Here is a 23,693-nt window from a genome sequence, read left to right on the forward strand (position 1 = left end):
GGATGGCAGGAAAATCAATTTTTGATAAATTATGGGACCTCCATGTGATTACAGGAGAAGAAGGACAGCCTCAACTCATGTATGTAGATCAGCACTATATTCACGAGGTGACCAGTCCTCAAGCTTTTCAAGGATTGCGAGATGCAGGACGTAGATTGAGACGACCCGATTTAACATTTGGGACCTTTGACCACAATGTCCCGACGGTCAATATATATGATATTCGAGATGTAATTTCCAAAGCACAGATTGATAAGTTAGCTGAAAATGTTGAAGAGTTTGGAATCGAACATGCTGCCCACGGTTCAGAAAAACAAGGTATCGTTCATATGGTTGGTCCAGAAACAGGAAGAACACAACCTGGGAAATTCATTGTCTGTGGAGATAGCCATACAGCTACCCACGGAGCTTTTGGAGCGATTGCCTTCGGAATTGGAACCAGTGAGGTCGAACATGTCTTTGCAACCCAAACCATTTGGCAGGTTAAACCCAAGAAAATGTTGGTAGAATTCACTGGTGTCCCTAAAAAAGGAGTCTATTCCAAAGATTTTATTTTAGCCTTGATTGCCAAGTACGGTGTTGCTTGTGGTGTTGGCTACGTGGTGGAGTATCGAGGTCAGGCTATTGATGCACTGAGCATGGAAGAGCGAATGACCATCTGCAATATGTCCATTGAGTTTGGCTCTAAGATGGGAATTATGAATCCAGATCAGACCACTTTTGACTATTTAAAGGGACGAGAGTGTGTACCCAAAGATTTTGATGCAGCAGTAGCTGATTGGAAAAGGCTTGTTAGCGACGACGATGCCGTTTATGATAAGGTTATCCGGATGGATGTCTCAGACTTGGCTCCCATGGTAACCTGGGGAACCAATCCTGCTATGGGGGTTGGTTTTGACAGTAGTTTCCCAGAAATTAAGGATATGAATGATGAACGAGCCTACAATTACATGGATTTGGAGCCTGGTCAAAAGCCAGCAGATATTGAATTAGGCTATATCTTTATAGGTTCATGTACCAATGCTCGGCTCAGTGACTTGCAACTGGCTGCTCGATTTGTCGAAGGGAAGAAGATTGCCCCTAACTTAACAGCTATTGTGGTACCTGGTTCTCGACCAGTCAAGCGAGCTGCTGAAAAGTTGGGCTTGGATAAGGTTTTCCAAGATGCTGGTTTTGAGTGGAGAGACCCAGGTTGCTCCATGTGCCTAGGAATGAATCCTGACAAAGTACCAGATGGTGTTCACTGTGCCTCAACCAGTAACCGCAACTTTGAAGATCGACAAGGATTTGGCGCTAAGACCCATCTCTGTAGTCCAGCCATGGCAGCAGCAGCAGCTATTGCAGGGCGCTTCGTAGATGTTCGACAAATGCCAGAAGCCCAGTAAGGAGAGGATATGGAAAAATTTACTGTTTATACAGGAACGACTGTTCCTCTTATGAATGATAATATTGATACCGACCAAATTCTACCCAAGCAGTTTCTGAAATTGATTGACAAGAAAGGTTTTGGTAAATATCTCATGTATGCTTGGCGTTATCTGGACGATAAGTACACTGAGGATCCAGACTTTGTCTTTAACCGACCAGAATATCGCAGGGCGAGTATTCTCATCACAGGAGATAACTTTGGGGCTGGTTCCTCTAGGGAACACGCAGCTTGGGCGCTAGCAGACTATGGTTTTAAGGTCGTAATTGCAGGATCTTTTGGAGATATTCATTACAATAATGAACTCAATAATGGCATGTTACCCATTGTTCAACCTAGGGAAGTTAGAGAAAAACTCGCCCAGCTCCAACCAACTGACCAAGTGACGGTTGACTTGGAACAACAAAAAATCATCTCACCAATTGGAGAATTCACTTTTGAAATCGATAGTGAATGGAAACACAAACTCTTAAATGGTTTGGATGATATCGGTATTACCTTGCAGTATGAAGATTTGATTGCTGCTTATGAAAAACAACGACCAGCCTACTGGCAGGATTAGAAGAAAAATAGAAAAGGAAATAGAACTATGACAAAACACATTCAATGGAACGGAACACTTTCACAAGAAGGTTATGACATTTTAAAAGGTGAAGGCGGATGTATCGTTTGTCCTACTAAGGTTGGTTACATCATCATGACTAGCGATAAGGCTGGACTTGAGCGTAAGTTTGAAGCCAAAGAACGTAATCGTAACAAACCAGGCGTAGTCCTCTGTGGTAGTATGGATGAGCTTCGCGCTTTAGCACAGCTAAATCCTGAAATTGAAGCCTTCTACCAAAAACATTGGGACGAAGATATTCTTCTCGGTTGTATTCTTCCGTGGAAACCAGAAGCCTTTGAAAAACTTAAAGCATATGGTGATGGTCGCGAAGAACTCATGACTGACGTGCGTGGAACGAGCTGTTTCGTTATCAAGTTTGGTAAAGCTGGTGAACAATTGGCTGCTAAACTCTGGGAAGAAGGAAAAATGGTCTACGCTTCATCTGCAAATCCTTCTGGAAAAGGAAATCGTGGTAAGGTTGAAGGAATCGGAGAACGTATCGAAGGAGCAGTGGACCTTGTTATCGAGGCAGACGACTACGTGGCATCAATCCAACCTGACAAAACGATTGAAACTCGCTACGAGCAAGGTGTGATGGTCTCCATGGTAGATAAAGACGGCAAACTCATTCCAGAACAAGGTGGAGCACGTTCAACTTCACCAGCTCCAGTGGTTATCCGTAAAGGGCTTGACATTGATAAGATTATGATGCATTTATCAGATACCTTTAACTCATGGGATTACCGTCAAGGTGAATATTACTAAAATAAGAAAGAAGTCTAGTGTTGAAAGGGAAGAAAAACTCTACACTAGGCTTTTTCTTTTTTATCTTCAAAAACGTTTTATAGCAAGCATCATTAAGGCAGTGCAATTTCAGACATAAGACATCTCAATGTCTACTTATTGTCTAAATCAATAAGTATAAACACGAACATTATTTGTTTTCAGTCATAATAATTGACAAAAAACGGACATTAATGTAAACTTGTTAGAGTAATTGTCTGGAAAAGACGAGGCTATTCCTAACTTTAGGAAGGTCTAAAGAAGAGAAATGAGAGATATATGTTAAACGAATTTCCAATCTTTGACTATGAAGATATTCAGCTAATCCCAAATAAGTGTGTCCTTCAAAGTCGAGCAGAAGCTGATACACATGTGACCTTGGGGAAACATACCTTTAAGTTGCCAGTTGTCCCTTCTAATATGCAGACGATCTTGGATGAAGATGTTGCTGAACAGCTTGCCAAGGGTGGCTATTTTTACATCATGCATCGTTTTGATGAAGAAGGACGCATTCCTTTTGTCAAACGTATGCACGATCAGGGCTTGATTGCTTCAATCTCAGTAGGTGTTAAAGACTACGAGTATGATTTTGTTAGTCAATTAAAGGATGATGCTCCAGAGTACATTACCATTGATATTGCTCATGGTCATGCTGATAGCGTTATTTCAATGATTCAGCACATCAAGAAAGAATTGCCAGAGACTTTTGTCATCGCTGGTAACGTTGGAACTCCAGAAGCTGTGCGTGAACTTGAAAATGCTGGAGCTGATGCTACTAAGGTCGGAATCGGTCCAGGTAAAGTATGTATTACTAAGGTTAAAACTGGTTTTGGTACTGGTGGTTGGCAGTTGGCAGCTCTTCGCTGGTGTGCTAAAGCTGCACGTAAACCGATTATTGCTGATGGTGGGATTCGTACACATGGAGATATTGCCAAGTCAATCCGCTTTGGTGCAAGTATGGTTATGATTGGTTCTTTATTTGCAGGCCATATCGAAAGCCCTGGTAAAACTGTCGAAGTCGATGGTAAACAATTTAAAGAATACTATGGTTCCGCTTCAGAATACCAAAAAGGTGCCTATAAGAATGTCGAAGGTAAGAAAATTCTTCTTCCTGCCAAAGGACATTTACAAGATACCCTAACTGAGATGGAACAAGATTTGCAAAGTTCGATTTCTTATGCTGGAGGTCGAAAGGTAGCTGATCTTAGACATGTAGATTATGTGATTGTGAAGAACTCTATCTGGAATGGAGATGCTCACTAAAAATATGATTACTTATTTATGTCGCGAATTGGCGTGGCGTTTCTACAAGGTACCGTAAATACCTAACAATGAGTAAGTCGAAGAGAGATAAAAGAAGCAGGGATATCTGTTTCAATCTTTCTAAGGGGCTTACTATGTAAGTCCCTTTTTATTTCGGAGGTTATTGTGAAATTACTAGAGGAACGTATTTTAAAAGATGGGAATATTCTAGGTGAGAATATTCTTAAGGTGGATTCTTTCTTAACTCACCAAGTTGATTATAAGTTAATGCGCGAGATTGGTCGTACTTTTGCAGAGCATTTTAAAAATGCTGGTATTACCAAAGTCGTAACCATTGAGGCATCTGGAATTGCCCCAGCCCTTTATGTGGCTGAACAGTTAGATGTACCCATGATTTTTGCTAAGAAGGCAAAAAATATTACTATGAATGAAGGAATTTTGACTGCTGAAGTTTATTCTTTCACTAAACAAGTAACTAGTACCGTATCTATTGCAGGTAAGTTCTTATCTCCTCAAGATAAAGTATTAATTATTGATGATTTCTTGGCTAATGGTCAAGCAGCTAAAGGTTTGATTCAGATTATTGAACAGGCTGGTGCTACAGTTGAAGCTATCGGAATTGTGATTGAAAAATCTTTCCAAGATGGCCGTCAACTGTTAGAAAAATCAGGTCATCAAGTAGTATCACTCGCGCGATTAGAGCGCTTTGAAAATGGAAAAGTTATCTTCAAGGAGGCAGATATCTAATGAAACAACAGGAAAACCACTCACAGGCAGCCGTTCTTGGTTTGCAACACTTGCTAGCCATGTACTCAGGTTCAATCCTAGTACCAATCATGATTGCAAGTGCTTTAGGGTACTCAGCTCAACAGTTGACCTACCTTATTTCAACAGATATCTTTATGTGTGGGGTTGCAACTCTTTTACAATTGCAACTCAATAAACATTTTGGTGTTGGTTTACCTATTGTTCTTGGGGTAGCCTTCCAGTCTGTTGCTCCACTTATTATGATTGGACAAAGTCATGGTAGCGGTGCTATGTTCGGAGCTTTGATTGCTTCAGGGATTTATGTTATCCTGATTTCAGGTATCTTCTCTAAGGTTGCCAATCTTTTCCCTGCAATCGTAACTGGATCTGTCATTACGACGATTGGTTTGACCTTGATTCCTGTTGCCATCGGAAATATGGGAAATAACGTTGAAAAACCAACTGGACAAAGTTTAGCTTTGGCAATGATTACAGTTCTCATTATTCTTTTGGTCAATATCTTTACCAAAGGATTTATCAAATCTATTTCAATTTTGATTGGTTTGATTGCAGGTACTATCATCGCTGCGACTATGGGCTTGGTTGATTTCTCTCCAGTAGCAGAAGCTCCACTTGTTCATATCCCAACTCCATTCTACTTTGGTGCTCCACAATTTGAGATTTCTTCTATTGTAATGATGTGTATTATCGCTACTGTATCAATGGTAGAATCAACTGGCGTATATCTTGCCCTTTCTGATATTACTAAAGATCCAATCGATAGCACTCGTCTTCGTAATGGTTATCGTGCTGAAGGTCTTGCTGTTTTACTTGGTGGACTTTTCAATACTTTCCCTTATACAGGGTTTTCACAAAACGTAGGTTTGGTTAAATTATCAGGTATTCGTACACGTTTACCGATCTACTACGCTGCAGGTTTTCTTATCTTACTTGGTCTCTTGCCTAAGTTCGGTGCCTTAGCACAGATTATCCCTAGCCCTGTTCTTGGTGGAGCCATGCTTGTCATGTTTGGTTTTGTATCTCTACAAGGGATGCAAATCTTGGCGCGTGTAGACTTCGAACACAATGAACACAACTTCCTCATTGCAGCAGTTTCTATCTCTGCTGGGGTGGGATTAAACGGAAGCAATCTCTTCAATACTTTACCGACTGAATTACAAATGTTCTTTTCAAATGGTATTGTTATTGCAAGTACAGTAGCCATCGTCTTGAATGCTATTTTGAATCGTAAAAAATAAAAATAAATGAGAAGTGATAGAAATATCCTTCTCATTTTCTTTTTTAGAGCTTGAGAATTGTTTATAGAGTCCTTTTTATGGTAAAATGGTTCTATGAATGAAAGAATGAAAGAGCTCGTTGAACTGCTCAATCGCTATGCGACAGAGTATTATACAAGTGATAATCCATCTGTGTCTGATAGTGAGTATGACCGTCTTTATCGTGAACTGGTAGAGTTAGAAAAAGCTCATCCTGACCTAGTCTTGCCAGAAAGTCCGACACATCGTGTTGGTGGAAAGATTCTTGATGGATTTGAGAAATATAGTCATCAGTATCCTCTTTATAGTTTGCAAGATGCTTTTTCACGTGAAGAACTCGACTCCTTTGATGTGCGTGTTCGTAAAGAATTGGATGATGTCACTTATATTTGTGAGTTGAAGATTGATGGTTTATCGATTTCCTTGACTTATGAGCAGGGAATTTTTGTTGCTGGAGCAACTCGAGGTGATGGCTCCATTGGTGAAAACATCACTGAAAATCTTAAACGAGTGAAAGACATTCCTTTATCATTATCTGAAAAAATAGATATAACAGTTCGTGGTGAATGTTATATGCCGAGAGCCTCTTTTGACCAGGTCAATCAATCTCGTCAAGAAAACGGGGAGCCAGAATTTGCCAATCCACGAAATGCTGCTGCAGGAACCCTTCGCCAGTTAGATACAGGAGTAGTAGCCAAACGTAATCTTGCAACCTTCCTTTATCAGGAAGCAAGTCCTTCAACTAGAGACAGCCAAGAGAAGGTTTTGAAACATTTAGAACAATTAGGCTTTGTAGTTAATCAAAGACGTCTATTAGCTCATAGTATGGACGAGGTTTGGGCGTTTATTCAAGAAATTGGTCAAGAAAGAGATCAGTTGCCTTATGATATCGATGGAGTTGTGATTAAGGTCAATGATCTAGCTGGTCAGGAGCAACTAGGATTTACAGTCAAAGCACCTAAATGGGCAGTAGCATATAAATTCCCAGCAGAAGAAAAAGAAGCGAAACTTCTTTCTGTTGACTGGACAGTAGGGCGTACAGGAGTTGTGACTCCGACTGCTAATCTTACTCCAGTGCAACTTGCAGGTACAACTGTAAGTCGTGCAACTCTTCATAATGTCGACTATATCGCTGAAAAGGATATCCGTAAGGATGACACAGTCATTGTCTACAAAGCGGGTGATATCATACCAGCCGTTCAACGAGTGGTGGAGTCTAAACGTGTATCGGAGGAAAAACTAGATATCCCAACAAACTGTCCAAGTTGTGAGAGTAAGCTGTTACACTTTGAAGATGAGGTGGCTCTTCGTTGTATCAATCCACGATGCCCTGCTCAAATCAAGGAAGGTTTGACGCATTTCGCATCGCGTGATGCTATGAATATCTCTGGCCTTGGGCCATCAATCGTGGAGAAATTGTTTGCTGCCAATTTGGTTAAGGATGTTGCAGATATTTATCGCTTGACTGTGGAAGATTTGCTTTTGCTAGATGGTATCAAGGAAAAATCTGCTCAAAAGCTCTACCAGGCTATTCAAGCATCCAAAGAAAATTCTGCTGAAAAACTCTTGTTTGGTTTGGGGATTCGTCATGTAGGAAGTAAGGCAAGTCAGTTGCTTTTACAAAACTTCCAATCAATCGAATCGCTAGCACAAGCCAATCCTGAAGAAATTGCAAATATTGAAAGTTTGGGGAGTGTCATTGCTCAAAGCCTACAGACCTATTTTGCTACAGAGGGTTCTGAAATCCTTTTAAGGGAATTGAAAGAATCAGGTGTTAATCTAGACTTCAAAGGACAGACAGTTGCAGCAAATGCTGCCTTGTCTGGTCTAACTGTCGTATTGACAGGAAAGCTAGAGCGTTTGAATCGCTCAGAAGCTAAAAATAAATTAGAAAGTCTAGGAGCCAAGGTTACTGGTAGTGTGTCGAAAAAAACAGACCTTATTGTAGCAGGAGCAGATGCAGGAAGCAAGCTCCAAAAAGCACAAGAACTGGGAATAGAGATTCGTGATGAAGCTTGGCTTGAGAGTTTGTAAGCTATGAAAGAAGTAAAAAAACGCGCACGTCTCATTTATAATCCGACCTCAGGCCAGGAAATTATCAAGCAAAATATCGCAGAAGTTCTAGAAGTGTTAGAGAGCATAGGCTATGAAACCAGTGCTTTTCAGACCAAACCTGAACACTTATCAGCTCAGAAAGAAGCAGAAAGAGCTGCAAAAGCTGGCTTTGATTTGGTTTTGGTAGCTGGTGGCGATGGTACTATCAATGAAGTGGTTAATGGAATTGCACCTCTGGAACATCGTCCAAAGATAGCCATCATTCCTACTGGAACTACCAATGACTATGCAAGAGCATTGAAAATCCCTATGGGGGATACAGTTGCTGCAGCCAAGATCATTGCTAAAAATGAAACCAAGCAAATCGATATTGGTCGTGCCTTTGGTGATAAGTATTTCATCAATATTGCTGCGGCAGGAACTCTTACGGAGTTAACTTTTAGTGTTCCGAGTGAGCTAAAGACGCGTTTGGGTTACCTGGCCTACGTTGCTAAAGGCTTCGAGATGTTTCCAAAATCCAAAGCCCGTCCTGTTCGTATTTACCATGATTGGGGAATTTTTACAGGAGAAGTTTCTCTTGTCTTTGTTGCCTTGACCAATTCTATTGGTGGATTTGAGCAATTCGCACCTGATACCAAACTGGATGATGGCAATTTTACGCTTATTCTAGTAAAGACAGATAAAATCTTCGATATGTTGAGTCTGCTAGTTCAGGCCATGAACGGAGGCCAACACGTGTCAGATGTCAATGTTGAATATCTGAAAACTAGTAAACTCCGAATTGAAACTTTAGATCAGGAAGAGCCATTTATGCTCAATCTTGATGGAGAATACGGTGGCGACACACCAGTAGATTTGGAAGTGTGCCATAATCACATTGAATTTTTTGTGAATCGTGAGGCACTTAATCAATAAATTATTAGTCACATATAAAATCAAATTTATTTAGAAATTAGGGAGAACCATGTACAATTATCCTGTACTTATTCATTATCATCGTAAAGATGAAGCTTACGAGACTTGCAGTTTCAGCAAAAAGCCTCTAGATTCAGCAGAACTTATCAAAGAGGAAGAATATTTTGGAGCAAAATTCTCACTGACTCAATCGAGTGAAGTAGCTCTTGAGACCATGACTTTTAGTGTTGAAAAAGATGGTGTCTACAAAGAATATCCTATTCGCTTCAATTATTATCCACTTTTGACAGAGGTTTGGATTTTGGATGGAGATGATACAGTTTATTATTCTGAAAATCCAGCTATTGCAAGTACTCATTATAAAGACCAAAATCCTTTTGCCTTCGACAAAGCAATCAATAGTGCTAGTTTTGACCACCACTGGGGTTATCAAGGAGAGTTGGGATGTCAAGTTTCTGAAACTGAAACAAGATTTAGCCTATGGGCACCAACCGCTACATCTGTCCAAGTAGTAGTCTATGAATCTGCAAGTAACGACGCACCTATCCTTAAAACCTTTGAAATGGAGCGAGGAAATAGTTACTCCTATAGTCACAAGTATAATACAATTGGTGTTTGGAGTTTATCAGTTCCAGAAAGCTTAGCAGGTCGTGCTTACCACTACCAAATTGACTTTCCTCATCACCTGTCATTAACTCGTGATCCATATACAATAGCGACAAGCCCTGATGGAAAACGTTCAGCCATTGTCTCAAACCAAGATCGTCAGGTAGAAGGTTTTGAGGTTAAGCATGGTACAGAAGCAACTTGGCGTTTGGAAAATCCTTGCCAGGCAGTTGTGTATGAAATGCATATCCGTGATTTGACTAAGTCTGAAACATCTGGTGTTGCGCCAGAATTAAGAGGAACCTTCTTAGGTGCAGCGCAAACTGGAACAGTTAACCAATATGGTCAATCGACTGCGTTTGATTACATCAAAGAACTTGGTGTCAACTATGTTCAGTTGCAACCAATTGCTGACCGTCATAAAGAATACGACGCTGATGGACATGTAACTTATAACTGGGGATATGATCCACAAAACTACAATGCTCCAGAAACTAGTATGTCTACAAATCCAAATGATCCAGGTCAAGCTATCCGTGATTTGAAAGCCATGGTCCAAGCTTATCACGATGCTGGTATCGGTGTTATTATGGACGTTGTTTACAATCATACCTTCTCAACCGTTGATGCACCATTCCAAACAACGGTTCCTGATTATTACTATCGAATGAACCATGATGGAACCTACCAAAATGGAACAGGAGTTGGTAACGAAACTGCCAGTGAGCATGAAATGTTCCGTAAATATATGATTGATTCTCTTCTCTACTGGGTAAAAGAATACAATATAGACGGTTTCCGCTTTGACTTGATGGGAATTCATGACGTCAAAACCATGCAGATGATTCGTTGGGCTATGGACGAAGTTGATCCGAAAATCATCCTGTATGGAGAAGGTTGGGATATGGGAACAGGTCTTGCTCCTTATGACAAGGCTAAGAAAGACAATGCCTACCAGTTGCCAAACATTGGATTTTTTAATGATAATCAACGTGATGCGGTCAAAGGTTGTGAAGTCTATGGCTCTATCAAATCTGGCTTCGTCAGTGGAGCAGGTACTGAGCCGATCCTCGCAAAGGCTATTCTTGGAAGTCGAGAGCTGGGTTCTTACCTCAGTCCAAACCAGGTTCTTAACTATGTAGAAGCCCACGATAACTACAATTTGCATGATTTACTTAAAACTCTTCATCCGATGGAGAGTGATAAACGCATCATGAAGAAAGTAGAAACAGCAACGGCTATGAATCTCCTTATGCAAGGGATGGCATTCATGGAACTGGGGCAAGAGTTTGGCCGTACTAAACTCGTAGCTACGGGCGAAAATGGAGAGTTGACTCATGCAGATCGTGAGCGAGCAATGAACAGTTACAATGCTCCTGATAGTGTCAACCAAGTCAACTGGGATCTGATCAATGAGCGTCAAGATAGCATCGAGTTTGTCCGTCAGATTATCCGTCTTAAAACACAAACTAGTGCCTTTTCATACCCTACCTATGAAGAAGTCTACCGTCATGTCTTTGTTCACACAGCTATTGAAAATAGTGGTTGGATTGTTTACGAGATTCAGGGAATTGAAGAGCACTTCTTGGTTGTTTTCAATGCTAAAGGGGCTTCATATTACTATGAAAATGCAGGCAACCTTGAAATGTTGGTAACTAATAGCCGTTCTGACCAAGAAAATGTTATTGACGACGTCAGTGTGGCAGTTATGAATGTTTTATCGTAAAAAATAACCTAAAACTCAAGATTTATGCTTGAGTTTTTTTATATTTCTAGATATATAGTGTATTGAATCTAGAATAGTCCACCAAGGATTCTAAAGCGTTTTTAGAAATTTATTTGACTTCCATAATCTCTTTGTTCATATCTTATTTCAATCCGCTATAAAAATAAAAATGGAACAATTACTAAAAATGGTTGAAAATTTCAGAAAATTTGGTAAAATTATATAAAAAGAGTTATCTACGAATATTATGTTATCAAAAACTGAAAACGTTCAGTTTTTTAAGTAAGTTATTTTATATAAAGATAATGTGAGTTATTTTTGTAACAGTGGCTGATAGAAAATTCCACTGCTTATTATCATTTATGAAAATTTTAGAAATGTTAAGATAACTATATGAAGATTTTCGAAAAAAATTTTAGTAGAATTCGGAAATTAGTTGAAAGTTTTCTTAAAAGATAGTATAATAAAGACATAGAAAACGCTTACAATAAAAGGGGGATTAAATGGATAAATTAGAAGCTTTAAGAACTTTTACTAGTGGCGAAAATTTCCATCTTCAACACTATTTAGGAGCGCATCGTGAAGAAAGAGACGGTGAGTATGGTTATACATTCCGTGTCTGGGCGCCAAATGCGCAGGCTGTCCATCTAGTTGGTGATTTTACTAACTGGGTTGAAAATCAAATCCCCATGGTTCGTAACGAATCTGGAGTTTGGGAAGTTTTTACAACTTTAGCTCAAGAAGGACATATTTATAAATATCATATTACTCGTGCTAATGGTCATCAGCTTATGAAGATTGATCCCTTGGCAGTACGCTATGAAGCTCGTCCAGGAACAGGGGCAGTTTTAACAGAAATTCCTGAGAAAAAATGGAAGGACGGTCTCTGGTTAGCTCGCAGAAAACGTTGGGGATTTTTCGAAAGACCAGTCAATATCTATGAGGCGCATGCAGGATCTTGGAAGAGAAATCCTGATGGGACACCTTATAGCTTTGCTCAACTAAAAGAAGAGCTCATCCCCTATCTTGTTGAGATGAACTATACTCATATCGAGTTTATGCCTTTGATGGCTCACCCACTTGGTTTGAGTTGGGGCTACCAGCTCATGGGATACTTTGCTTTAGAGCATGCCTATGGTCGTCCTGAAGAGTTTCAAGACTTTGTTGAGGAATGTCATATCAACAATATCGGAGTAATTGTGGACTGGGTACCTGGACACTTTACAATCAATGATGACGCTTTGGCATACTATGACGGCACACCGACTTTTGAATACCAGGATCATAATAAGGCTAACAACTACGGTTGGGGAGCACTCAACTTTGACCTTGGTAAAAATGAAGTCCAATCTTTCTTGATTTCTAGCATTAAGTTTTGGATTGATTTCTATCACCTAGATGGTATTCGTGTTGATGCCGTAAGTAATATTCTCTATCTAGATTATGATAATGCTCCATGGACCCCAAATAAAGACGGTGGCAATCTCAACTATGAAGGTTATTATTTCCTTCAACGTTTGAACGATGTTATTAAGCTAGCTCATCCGGATGTTATGATGATTGCAGAGGAGTCTTCTTCAGGTACCAAGATTACCGGTATGAAAGAAATGGGTGGACTTGGATTTGACTACAAGTGGAACATGGGGTGGATGAACGATATCCTACGTTTCTACGAAGAAGATCCAATTTACCGCAAGTATGACTTTAATCTTGTAACTTTCAGCTTCATGTATGTCTTTAATGAAAATTATCTCCTACCATTCTCACATGATGAGGTTGTACATGGTAAGAAAAGTATGATGCATAAGATGTGGGGTGATCGTTACAATCAGTTCGCTGGTTTGAGAAACCTCTACACTTATCAAATTTGTCACCCTGGTAAGAAATTGCTCTTTATGGGTAGCGAATTCGGTCAATTCTTAGAGTGGAAATCTGAAGAGCAATTAGAATGGTCAAACCTTGAAGATCCAATGAATGCCAAGATGAAATACTTCACATCTCAGTTGAATCAACTTTATAAGGACCACCGTTGTCTTTGGGAAATTGATACAAGCTATGATGGAATTGAAATTATCGATGCAGATAATAGAGATCAGAGTGTTCTTTCCTTTATTCGTAAAGGAAAGAAAGGCGAGATGCTAGTCTGTGTCTTTAATATGGCACCAGTCGAACGTCCTGATTTCACAATTGGACTGCCAGTTGCAGGTGTGTATGAAGAAATTTGGAATACAGAGTTGGAACAATGGGGAGGTGTTTGGAAAGAACACAATCAAACCGTTCAAACTCAAGAAGGGTTATGGAAGGATTATGAGCAAACTTTGACCTTTACATTGCCAGCTTTGGGGGCAAGTATCTGGAAAATCAAACGTCGCTTGAAACCTGCTAAAAAAGAATCAAATAAATCTCAAAAAGGAGTAGAAAATGAAGAATGAAATGCTAGCTTTAATCCTTGCCGGTGGGCAAGGGACTCGTCTCGGTAAACTCACTCAAAGCATTGCAAAACCTGCTGTGCAATTTGGTGGGCGCTATCGTATCATTGACTTTGCTCTTTCTAACTGTGCCAACTCTGGTATCCACAATGTTGGGGTTATCACACAGTATCAACCACTAGCTCTCAACAGCCACATTGGTAATGGTTCTAGTTGGGGTCTTGATGTAATTGATTCAGGTGTTTCTATCCTTCAACCTTACTCTGCAAGTGAAGGAAATCGTTGGTTTGAAGGTACAAGTCATGCGATTTACCAAAATATTGACTATATCGATAGCATTAATCCTGAGTATGTTTTGATTCTTTCAGGAGACCATATCTACAAGATGGACTATGATGATATGCTCCAATCACACAAGGATAACAATGCCAGCTTGACAGTTGCTGTTTTGGATGTACCACTAAAAGAAGCTAGTCGTTTCGGTATCATGAATACAGATGCTAATAATCGCATTGTTGAATTCGAAGAAAAACCTGCCCAACCAAAATCAACCAAGGCATCAATGGGGATTTATATCTTTGACTGGAAACGACTTCGCAACATGCTAGTTGCTGCTGAAAAGGCTAACCTAGATATGTCTGATTTCGGAAAGAATGTTATTCCAAATTATCTTGAAACTGGTGAAAGTGTCTATGCTTATGAGTTCAATGGATACTGGAAGGACGTTGGTACTATCGAATCACTCTGGGAAGCAAATATGGAGTACATCTCTCCAGAAAATGCTCTAGATAGCCGTAACCGTCAATGGAAAATTTATTCTCGTAACCTTATCGCTCCACCAAACTTCCTTGGAGAATTCGCTCAAGTAGAAGACTCTCTTGTAGTGGATGGCTGTTACGTAAATGGTACAGTGAAACACTCGATTCTTTCTACAACTGCTCAAGTTCGTAAGGGAGCAGAAGTTGTTGATTCTGTCATCATGAGTGGAGCAGTTATCGGTAGAGGTGCTAAAATTACACGTGCAATCATCGGTGAAGGTGCAATTATTGCCGATGGTGTTGAAATTGATGGTACAGAAGAAGTACAAGTAGTCGGATATAACGAAGTAGTGGGGGTAGCAACAGATGAAGATTGATAAATATTCAGCGATTTTAGGAAATACCGTTGGTTTCCATGATATGTCAACCTTGACAAGTAACCGTCCAGTGGCAAGTTTGCCATTTGGAGGAAAGTATCGTTTGATTGACTTCCCACTTTCAAGTTTAGCAAATGCTGGGGTTCGTAGTATCTTTGGAATCTTCCAACAAGATAACATCAGCTCTGTATTTGACCATATTCGTTCAGGTCGTGAATGGGGCTTGAATACGTTGCTTAGCCACTACTATCTTGGAATCTACAATACTCGTGTAGAAAGTAGCACTGTTGGTAAAGAGTACTATCAACAACTTTTGACTTACCTAAAACGTTCAGGTTCAGACCAAACCGTTTCCTTGAACTGTGATGTTTTAGTGAATATCGATCTCAATCAAGTTTTCCATTTGCATAATACAACAAAATCACCGATTACAGTAGTTTATAAGAAATTACCTAAGAAAGATATTTCAGAAGTAAATGCAATCCTTGATATTGATGAAACTGACCATGTGCTTTCTCACAAACTCTTTGATAAAAAATCAGACCAAGAATACTACAACATGTCGACAGATATCTTTGTAGTAGACACTCAATGGTTGATTAAACGTTTAGAAGAAGAAGCTCAAAAAGAATATCCAGAAAAATTACGCTATGTTCTTCGTGATTTGGCAGCAAAAGAAGGTGCTTTTGCATATGAATATACAGGTTACCTAGCAAATATTCATTCAGTAGAAACATACTATCAAGCGAATCTAGATATGCTTGATCAGCATAAATTCTACTCTTTGTTCTCACCAAATCAAAAAATTCATACTAAAGTAAAAAACGAAGAACCTACCTACTATGCATCAGGTTCAAAAGTGAACACATCTCAATTTGCTTCTGGTAGTATCATTGAAGGTGAAGTGGATAAATCTATTATTTCGCGTAATGTTCGAATCAATAAAGATAGCTTGGTTAAAGAGTCTCTTATTTTCCCTCGCGTTATCGTTGGTAAAGGTGCAAAGATTGAGTACGCAATTGTAGATAAGGGTGCTGAAATAGCTGATGGAGTGGTTATTCGTGGTATAGCAGAAAACCCTGTTGTCATCAAAAAAGGCGAAAAAGTAACAGAGGATGTCCTTTCATGAAAATTTTATTTGTAGCAGCAGAGGGTGCTCCCTTTTCAAAAACAGGTGGATTGGGAGACGTTATCGGAGCACTTCCTAAATCATTAGTAAAAGCTGGGCATGAAGTTGCTGTTATCTTACCCTACTATGACATGGTTGAAGCCAAGTTTGGTGATCAGATCGAAGATGTTCTTCAATTCGAAGTATACGTTGGTTGGCGCAGACAATTTTGTGGAATTAAGAAAACTGTTTTAAACGGTGTGACTTTCTACTTTATTGACAATCAATATTATTTCTTCCGTGGGCATGTGTATGGAGATTTCGATGATGGTGAACGCTTTGCCTTCTTCCAACTTGCAGCCCTTGAAGCTATGGAACGTATTGGATTTATCCCTGATGTTCTTCATGCTCATGACTACCATACAGCGATGATTCCTTTCTTGTTGAAGGAAAAATACAGATGGATTCAAGCATATCAAGGTATTAAGACAGTTTTAACCATTCATAACTTGGAATTTCAAGGTCAATTCTCTGAAAGTATGCTCTGGGACTTGTTCAGAGTTGGTTTTGAGCGCTATGCTGATGGAACTGTGAGGTGGAATGATTGCCTTAACTGGATGAAGGCAGGGATTCTCTATGCAGACCGTGTATCAACTGTGTCGCCAAGCTATGCTTATGAGATCATGACTACAGAGTTTGGTTGCGGTATTGATCAGATTCTTCGTATGGAATCTGGTAAGGTTTTAGGTATTGTTAATGGTATTGATACAGATTTGTACAACCCAGAGACGGATGCTTTACTTGACTATCATTTTAATAAAAATGATCTGTCAGGAAAGGCTCAAAATAAAGCAAAACTTCAAGAAAAAGTTGGTCTTCCAGTACGTTCCGATGTACCAATGATTGGTATTGTATCTCGCTTAACTCGTCAAAAAGGTTTTGATGTGGTAGTTGAGAGCTTGCATCGAATGCTTCAAGAGGATATTCAAATCGTTCTTTTGGGAACTGGAGATCCAGGATTTGAACAAGCCTTCTCTTGGTTTAGTCAAGTATTCCCAGAAAAACTTTCTGCCAATATCACTTTCGATGTGAAATTAGCTCAAGAGATTTATGCAGCATGTGATATTTTCCTCATGCCAAGTCGCTTTGAACCGTGTGGACTTTCACAAATGATGGCCATGAGATATGGAACCCTTCCTTTGGTAAATGAGGTTGGTGGTCTTAGAGATACTGTTCAAGCCTTTAATCCAATTGATGGAACAGGTACAGGCTTTAGCTTTAATAACCTAACTCCATACTGGCTCAACTGGGCATTGCAAACAGCTTTGGATGTTTATCACAACCATCCTGATGTTTGGAAGAACATGCAAGTTCAAGCTATCGAATGTGATTTCTCTTGGGATACAGCCTGCAAGTCCTATCTTGATTTGTACCATAGCTTAGCAAACTAAATAGTTAAAATCGTATGATACCTTCATACGATTTTTTGAGATTCTGAAAGTAAGGCAATTATATGAAAAAAATTAAAGGACTCTGTGTACTGGATGTTGATGGGACACTGATAGAAGAGGAAGTTATTGATTTGTTGGGGAAAGAAGCAGAATGTGAAGAAGAAGTAGCTCTACTGACTGCCCAAGCTATGAGAGGAGAACTTGATTTTGAAGAAAGCCTGAGAAAACGTGTTTCTTTATTACAAGGACTATCTGTAGATAAATTTGAACATCTTTATACACAGATTCATTTTAGCAAGAATGCCCAAGAGTTCGTTAAAATTCTTCAAAAACATGATATTGAGGTTGGTCTAGTTTCGGGTGGTTTTGTACCTATTGTCGAAAGACTGGCAACTGAACTTGGTATTAGCCTTATTGCTGCAAATCGTCTTGAAGTAAAGGATGGATTTTTGACAGGAAAACTTGAAGGAGAGATCATTACTAGGGAAGTCAAGGAAGAGACTCTAGTAAGATGGGGCAAAGAATTAGACCTTCCTATTGAGAGGACCATTGCTATTGGAGATGGAGCTAATGATTTAGCAATGTTGAAGAGAGCTGGAATCGGCATTGGCTTCTGTGCCAAAGCAATCGTGAAAGAGGAAATTCCCCTTCAAATTGAAGAAAGAGATTTCTCAAGAGTATTGAAGCTGATAGATTTATTTTGATTAGAAAGGAGAAGGTATGAAAATTGTTATCGCACCTGACTCTTTTAAGGAGAGTCTCCCTGCAAGTGAAGTAGCTAAAGCTATCAAACGAGGCCTTCAAAAGGCTCTACCTGAATCGGAATGTTTGCTCTTACCTGTTGGCGATGGAGGTGAAGGAACAGTAGACGCCATTAAAAGTTCTCTAGGTTTGGAAGAGAAAACAGTACAGGTTACTGGTCCTTTTGGTGATGAGGTTCAAATGCCTTACTTTCAAAAAGGAAAACTAGCTCTTTTTGAAGTTGCAGATTTAGTCGGTCTTGCTAAAATTCCTATTGAAAAACGAAATCCCCTAGAGGTTCAAACAAAGGGAATTGCTCAACTGATCCGGCATTTAATAGGCCAAAAGATAAAAGATATCTATGTCGGTGTTGGTGGTACAGCTAGTAACGATGGCGGACTTGGAATTGCATCAGGTCTTGGTTATCAGTTTTATGATAAAAATGGAATGGAACTGAAGGCTTGTGGCCAATCTTTATTTGAAATAAGAAAGATTTCGAAGGAAAGAGTACTTCAAATTCCCTCTGATGTAAATATAAAAATACTGGCCGATGTGACCAATCCTCTCTGTGGACCTCATGGTGCTACCTTTACATTTGGGAAACAAAAGGGAATGGATCCAGCTAAATTCCAAGAAGTTGATGTTGCAATTAAAAACTTTTATGATAAAGTTGCACCTGAAATTTTACAATTAGATGGTGCAGGAGCAGGCGGTGGGATTGCAGCCGGCTTGTGTGCCTTCGCTGGAGCAGAGATTGTATCTGGTATTCAAACTTGTTTAAATTTGATAAACTTCGATCAAAAAGTTACTAATGCAGACCTAGTGATTGTTGGCGAAGGTAGACTGGATTCACAAAGTTTAGCCGGTAAAGCTCCCATCGGTGTAGCAAAAAGAACACCCGAAGGTGTTCCAGTCATTGCTATTTGTGGTAGTTTGGCAGATGATTTACCTCCCTTACCATTTGAGAATATCGTCGCTGCTTTTTCCATACTAGAAAAAAGCGAACCATTGGAAGAGAGTCTAAAAAAAGCAGCTGTCTACTTAGAAAATACAGCTGCAAACATCGGTCAAGTCTTAGCTTTGAAAAAATTAACCAAACCATTTTTTCCAGAGAGAAGTAGGAGCTTTACTCTCTTTTTCCAACCATAAGTCTGAAAAGGCCTTTCTGAGGTCTTTTTCTTTTGTTTGAACAGGAGCATCGCTATGGATAACTAGACCAAAAGGAGAAGAGTTATGTTCTTCAGAAACGATGGTTGCTTGGCAGTCAGCATCTTTGGCTTGTTTTAGATAATAGACCTGCTTTTCAAACACTACTTGAGGAGAAATTTTGACAAAAAGTTGTTCAGTTTCTTTTTTTAGACTCTCTAAAATAGATACATAAGCCTTTTGAAATTTATCATCATTAGCTGTTTCAAGGTCTGCATATCCAAGAACACGTTCTTCAAAGGTACCGAGGAAGCGTCTTTGTTCATCAGGATTTAATTTAAGACCACCATTGGCCTTTTCTAGGATTTGTTTTGATAAATCAGTCATAATCATAGTATATCATAAAAGTCTCAATATCACTTGCAAAAGAAAACGGTTACTTTATATAGATAAGGAGAATTTGCACAAAGATAACGTTTTTTCTTGAAAAAGGTCTCTTTTTGAGGTATCATAGAGGTGTAAAAAATTTAACTCAAAAGGAGAGTAAAAAATGTCAATTATTACTGATGTTTACGCTCGCGAAGTCCTAGACTCACGCGGTAACCCAACACTTGAAGTAGAAGTTTATACTGAATCAGGTGCTTTCGGACGTGGTATGGTTCCATCAGGAGCTTCTACTGGTGAACACGAAGCTGTAGAACTTCGCGACGGTGACAAATCTCGTTACGGTGGTCTTGGTACTCAAAAAGCAGTTGATAATGTAAACAACGTTATTGCTGAACACATCATCGGATTCGACGTACGTGATCAACAAGGTATTGACCGCGCAATGATCGCTCTTGACGGTACTCCTAACAAAGGTAAATTGGGAGCAAACGCAATCCTTGGTGTGTCTATCGCTGTAGCTCGTGCTGCTGCTGACTACCTTGAAATCCCACTTTACAGCTACCTTGGTGGATTCAACACTAAAGTTCTTCCAACTCCAATGATGAACATCATCAATGGTGGATCTCACTCAGATGCTCCAATCGCTTTCCAAGAATTCAAGATCGTACCTGCTGGTGCACCTACATTCAAAGAAGCTCTTCGTTGGGGTGCTGAAATCTTCCACGCTCTTAAGAAAATCCTTAAAGGTCGTGGTCTTGAAACAGCCGTTGGTGACGAAGGTGGATTTGCTCCTCGTTTCGACGGAACTGAAGATGGTGTAGAAACTATCATCGCTGCTATCGAAGCTGCTGGTTATGTTCCAGGTAAAGACGTATTTATCGGAATTGACTGTGCATCATCAGAATTCTACGATAAAGAACGCAAAGTTTACGATTACACTAAATTCGAAGGTGAAGGAGCTGCTGTCCGCACTGCTGCTGAACAAATCGACTACCTTGAAGAATTGGTAAACAAATACCCAATCATCACTATCGAAGATGGTATGGACGAAAACGACTGGGACGGTTGGAAAGCTCTTACTGAACGTCTTGGTGGTAAAGTTCAATTGATTGGTGACGACTTCTTCGTAACAAACACTGACTACCTTTCACGTGGTATCGAAGAAAAATGTGCTAACTCTATCCTTATCAAAGTTAACCAAATTGGTACTCTTACTGAAACATTCGACGCTATCGAAATGGCGAAAGAAGCTGGTTACACTGCCGTTGTATCACACCGTTCAGGTGAAACTGAAGATTCAACAATCGCTGACATCGCAGTTGCAACAAACGCAGGACAAATCAAGACTGGTTCACTTTCACGTACAGACCGTATCGCTAAATACAACCAATTGCTTCGCATCGAAGATCAACTTGGTGAAGTAGCTGAATACCGTGGATTGAAATCATTCTACAACCTTAAAAAATAATCGTTGATTTAACAACGTTTTAAGCCCCTCGGATTTTATCCGAAGGGCTTTTTCTTTGTTCAGGAGGCAAAAAAGGGGCAAAACTTTTTAAAAATTTTTTTCATAACCTTATTGAAGACATTTATTGCTTCACCTTTCATGTTTTTTGTAACGTGGAGATTTAAAAGTAAGGGAAATATTTTGTTAAATAGTATCCTTAATTTTAAAAAAATACATACCTTGCATTTCTATGGCTATATAAAATTGTTAAAGTAAGGTGTGTAGTTCGCTATATAAAAAAACAAGATGCCAGATTCTAAAAAAATCGAAATGTGTCAAAAAATAATGGTATAAAGTGATGGAAAATGATTATTTCTAAAAAAAACTATCATTGTGTTTTGATAAGTAAAAAACATTTGATATAATAGTTGAGGTATATGAAGTTATCAAATTTTTATACATTAATAAGGAGATAAAACTGATGAAAATTAAAAGAAACCAACAAGCTGATTTTCGGACTGAGAAATATACGCGTTTTGGTATTCGAAAGTACAGTTTTGGAGCAGCTTCAGTTGCAATCGCAACTGGTTTGATGTTTCTAGGAAGTGGAACTGTTTCAGCTAATGAGCTCACTTCAAAAGAAACTGGAGACCAAGTTGTTGTTGGGAACAATGAATCTGATTTACTAAAGGAAAATCAGAAAACTGAATCAACTTATGAAGCACCTGCAGTTATTCCAGGTATGGATTCTAAAGAATCTCAAAGTCCAGAAAATAGTAAGGCAACTCAATCTTCATCGTCTGATCCAACATCTGAAGCACCTGCAGTTATTCCAGGTATGGATTCAAAAGAATCTCAAGGTTCAGAAAATAATAAGGAAACTCAACTATTGTCATCTGAGTCAACAACAAATTCAGTTGAAAAAGTTGAGCATCAACTTGATAAATCGAATACGGAAGATAGAAGTGTATATACTGATGCTGCAGACTCTTTGAAACGAACTCGTCGTGATCTTGATTCTAGTGCAGTAGTAAAAGAGGGAAGCATTAGCATTACTTCACCAAAGGAAAATACCTCAAGTGATTCATCGCATCCAAATGGTTTTGATCCAGCAACTAAGTACCATAATGCTAGTGACGGTTGGTATACTTTTGTTCAATTAGATCAACAACGCAGACATCCAACTTTTTCTTGGCTTGATTCATTCGATGGCTATGTAGTAATATCTGCCAAATCCGAACAATCTTCAACTGGATACACGACTGATGGTACGGTAAAATTAGAATTTTACAACCGTAATAATGTGTTGCAACAAGAGATTACCATGGATAAAAATACTAATTCGAAGGAATTTGTATATAATCGTAGTAAGAAATTGTTCATTAATCGAAATGCGGATTCAATTTCTATCGGTGATATGCCGTATAAGAGTAATACTCGAAATCAAATTGCGAACTTTAATATCTTGTATAACGGTCCAGAAATTTCAAATAAACAAGGACAAGGTCCATTTTATGCTGATGGATGGTTGATTCCTACCAATAATTCAGTAACTGTACGATTTAAGGATAAAGATACAAATAAAGAATTGGTTCCTTCTCATACCTTAAATGGTTTGACTGGAATGCGTTTTGATACTACCGCGGCAGAATTAAAGGGTTACGAACTAGTCGATAAAGAGATTGTAGGTTCTCCAAGTGGCTATATTTCTCCTTGGAAGCAAGTGGGTGATAGCTTTACAAAAATAACTCAACCGAACCTCGAGATTAAATATATATTACTGAACATGGATGGAACCATGAAGGCGGAAGTCTACTATAGTGGTAATAAGATTCATGAAACAACTCTAAGAAAAGGTGAAACAACTGAGTATAATGGTACTGCAGCAAATGGACGTCCTTATACTCAAGTTTTAGAGAATCCATTTTTGAATGCAACTAATGAGATTATATACTACTATAAAGCGACTGCTCCAGTAGAAAACGATGTGACAAAATCAACTAAACAAACTGTTACATTTGAAGGTGCAGGAACAGCTACTCCAGCTGATAAAGTTCAAGATAACTTCACATTCACAGGAAAACAGAACCCAACAACAAATACAACAACATGGGATCAGTCAACCCACACTTATGGTAAAGAAACTGTTCCAGTAGTAGATGGATTCTACGCAGATAAGACAGAAGCTGGATCCAAGACAGTAACACCGGATCAACCAGAAGTAACAGACAAGGTTACCTACAAACCACTTGGTAGCTTGGTTCCAAAATCTGATGATCCGAAATTCCCATCAACTTCAGATGTGAAATATCCAAATGATCCAACAAACCCAACAAAACCAGGTAAGCCAGTTGTTCCAGACGTACCAGGCTACAACCCATACTTGCCAGATCCAAAAGATCCACGCAAGCCAGGTCAACCAGTAGAACCAGGTAAGGAACTTCCAA

Annotated in this window: 18 protein-coding genes and 1 riboswitch; of the genes, 17 read left to right on the forward strand and 1 reads right to left on the reverse strand. The window is 39.2% G+C overall.

The window, feature by feature from the left end; genetic code table 11:
- Positions 1-2 precede the first annotated feature (2 nt).
- From leuC to HMPREF2619_RS10235, 15 genes are all read left to right on the forward strand, one after another.
- Positions 3-1,385 (forward strand): 3-isopropylmalate dehydratase large subunit, encoded by a 1,383-nt coding sequence (leuC, locus tag HMPREF2619_RS10165; RefSeq protein WP_070461073.1) that lies wholly within the window; start codon positions 3-5, stop codon positions 1,383-1,385.
- 9 nt (positions 1,386-1,394) lie between these two features.
- Entirely contained in the window at positions 1,395-1,988 is a 594-nt protein-coding gene (gene leuD / locus HMPREF2619_RS10170; protein ID WP_070461075.1) for a 3-isopropylmalate dehydratase small subunit, read from the forward strand.
- 27 nt (positions 1,989-2,015) lie between these two features.
- Positions 2,016-2,795, forward strand: a complete 780-nt coding sequence (locus HMPREF2619_RS10175) for an L-threonylcarbamoyladenylate synthase (protein WP_000160505.1) — start codon at positions 2,016-2,018, stop codon at positions 2,793-2,795.
- Positions 2,796-3,092: 297 nt separating this feature from the next.
- Positions 3,093-4,076 (forward strand): GMP reductase, encoded by a 984-nt coding sequence (gene guaC / locus HMPREF2619_RS10180; protein WP_049526681.1) that lies wholly within the window; start codon positions 3,093-3,095, stop codon positions 4,074-4,076.
- Positions 4,069-4,165: riboswitch (purine riboswitch) on the forward strand. (Overlaps the previous gene by 8 nt.)
- A 76-nt stretch (positions 4,166-4,241) precedes the next feature.
- Positions 4,242-4,823 (forward strand): xanthine phosphoribosyltransferase, encoded by a 582-nt coding sequence (locus tag HMPREF2619_RS10185; protein ID WP_070461077.1) that lies wholly within the window; start codon positions 4,242-4,244, stop codon positions 4,821-4,823.
- Positions 4,823-6,082 carry a nucleobase:cation symporter-2 family protein gene (locus tag HMPREF2619_RS10190; protein ID WP_000813114.1) on the forward strand — a complete coding sequence of 420 codons (1,260 nt, stop codon included), beginning with the start codon at positions 4,823-4,825 and terminating at the stop codon, positions 6,080-6,082. The genes HMPREF2619_RS10185 and HMPREF2619_RS10190 overlap by 1 nt, the downstream gene beginning before the upstream one ends.
- A gap of 93 nt (positions 6,083-6,175) precedes the next feature.
- Complete coding sequence (gene ligA, locus HMPREF2619_RS10195; protein WP_070461079.1) at positions 6,176-8,134, forward strand: NAD-dependent DNA ligase LigA; 1,959 nt, start codon at positions 6,176-6,178, stop codon at positions 8,132-8,134.
- Between the two features lie 3 nt (positions 8,135-8,137).
- On the forward strand, positions 8,138-9,070 hold the full coding sequence (locus HMPREF2619_RS10200; protein ID WP_070461081.1) for a diacylglycerol kinase family lipid kinase: 933 nt from the start codon (positions 8,138-8,140) through the stop codon (positions 9,068-9,070).
- Positions 9,071-9,119: 49 nt separating this feature from the next.
- Positions 9,120-11,402 carry a type I pullulanase gene (gene pulA, locus HMPREF2619_RS10205; protein ID WP_070461083.1) on the forward strand — a complete coding sequence of 761 codons (2,283 nt, stop codon included), beginning with the start codon at positions 9,120-9,122 and terminating at the stop codon, positions 11,400-11,402.
- A gap of 503 nt (positions 11,403-11,905) precedes the next feature.
- Positions 11,906-13,834, forward strand: coding sequence for a 1,4-alpha-glucan branching protein GlgB (glgB, locus tag HMPREF2619_RS10210; RefSeq protein WP_070461085.1), 1,929 nt, complete (start codon positions 11,906-11,908; stop codon positions 13,832-13,834).
- Positions 13,824-14,966, forward strand: a complete 1,143-nt coding sequence (locus tag HMPREF2619_RS10215; protein WP_070461087.1) for a glucose-1-phosphate adenylyltransferase — start codon at positions 13,824-13,826, stop codon at positions 14,964-14,966. The genes glgB and HMPREF2619_RS10215 overlap by 11 nt, the downstream gene beginning before the upstream one ends.
- Positions 14,956-16,095 (forward strand): glucose-1-phosphate adenylyltransferase subunit GlgD, encoded by a 1,140-nt coding sequence (gene glgD, locus HMPREF2619_RS10220; protein WP_070461089.1) that lies wholly within the window; start codon positions 14,956-14,958, stop codon positions 16,093-16,095. Before HMPREF2619_RS10215 ends, glgD begins: the two co-directional genes overlap by 11 nt.
- A complete protein-coding gene (gene glgA / locus HMPREF2619_RS10225; protein WP_070461091.1) occupies positions 16,092-17,525 on the forward strand; it encodes a glycogen synthase GlgA in 1,434 nt (477 codons plus the stop codon). Before glgD ends, glgA begins: the two co-directional genes overlap by 4 nt.
- A 62-nt stretch (positions 17,526-17,587) precedes the next feature.
- The gene (gene serB, locus HMPREF2619_RS10230) at positions 17,588-18,229 is read left to right on the forward strand and encodes a phosphoserine phosphatase SerB (protein WP_070461093.1); all 642 of its coding nucleotides are present in this window, start codon (positions 17,588-17,590) and stop codon (positions 18,227-18,229) included.
- A gap of 16 nt (positions 18,230-18,245) precedes the next feature.
- Positions 18,246-19,415, forward strand: coding sequence for a glycerate kinase (locus HMPREF2619_RS10235; protein ID WP_070461094.1), 1,170 nt, complete (start codon positions 18,246-18,248; stop codon positions 19,413-19,415).
- Here the strand turns inward: HMPREF2619_RS10235 and HMPREF2619_RS10240 are convergent.
- A complete protein-coding gene (locus HMPREF2619_RS10240) occupies positions 19,356-19,799 on the reverse strand; it encodes a DUF1694 domain-containing protein (RefSeq protein WP_070461096.1) in 444 nt (147 codons plus the stop codon). The genes HMPREF2619_RS10235 and HMPREF2619_RS10240 overlap by 60 nt on opposite strands.
- 163 nt (positions 19,800-19,962) lie before the next feature.
- On the opposite strand from HMPREF2619_RS10240, the gene eno reads away from it, so the two are divergent.
- Positions 19,963-21,267 carry a surface-displayed alpha-enolase gene (eno, locus tag HMPREF2619_RS10245; RefSeq protein ID WP_048790537.1) on the forward strand — a complete coding sequence of 435 codons (1,305 nt, stop codon included), beginning with the start codon at positions 19,963-19,965 and terminating at the stop codon, positions 21,265-21,267.
- A 460-nt stretch (positions 21,268-21,727) separates the two neighbouring features.
- Positions 21,728-23,693, forward strand: a 1,966-nt coding sequence (locus HMPREF2619_RS11430; RefSeq protein ID WP_186821510.1) for a YSIRK-type signal peptide-containing protein, incomplete at its 3' end; no start/stop codon positions are given.

It is taken from the genome of Streptococcus sp. HMSC074B11, assembly GCF_001808705.1.
Lineage (GTDB): Bacteria > Bacillota > Bacilli > Lactobacillales > Streptococcaceae > Streptococcus.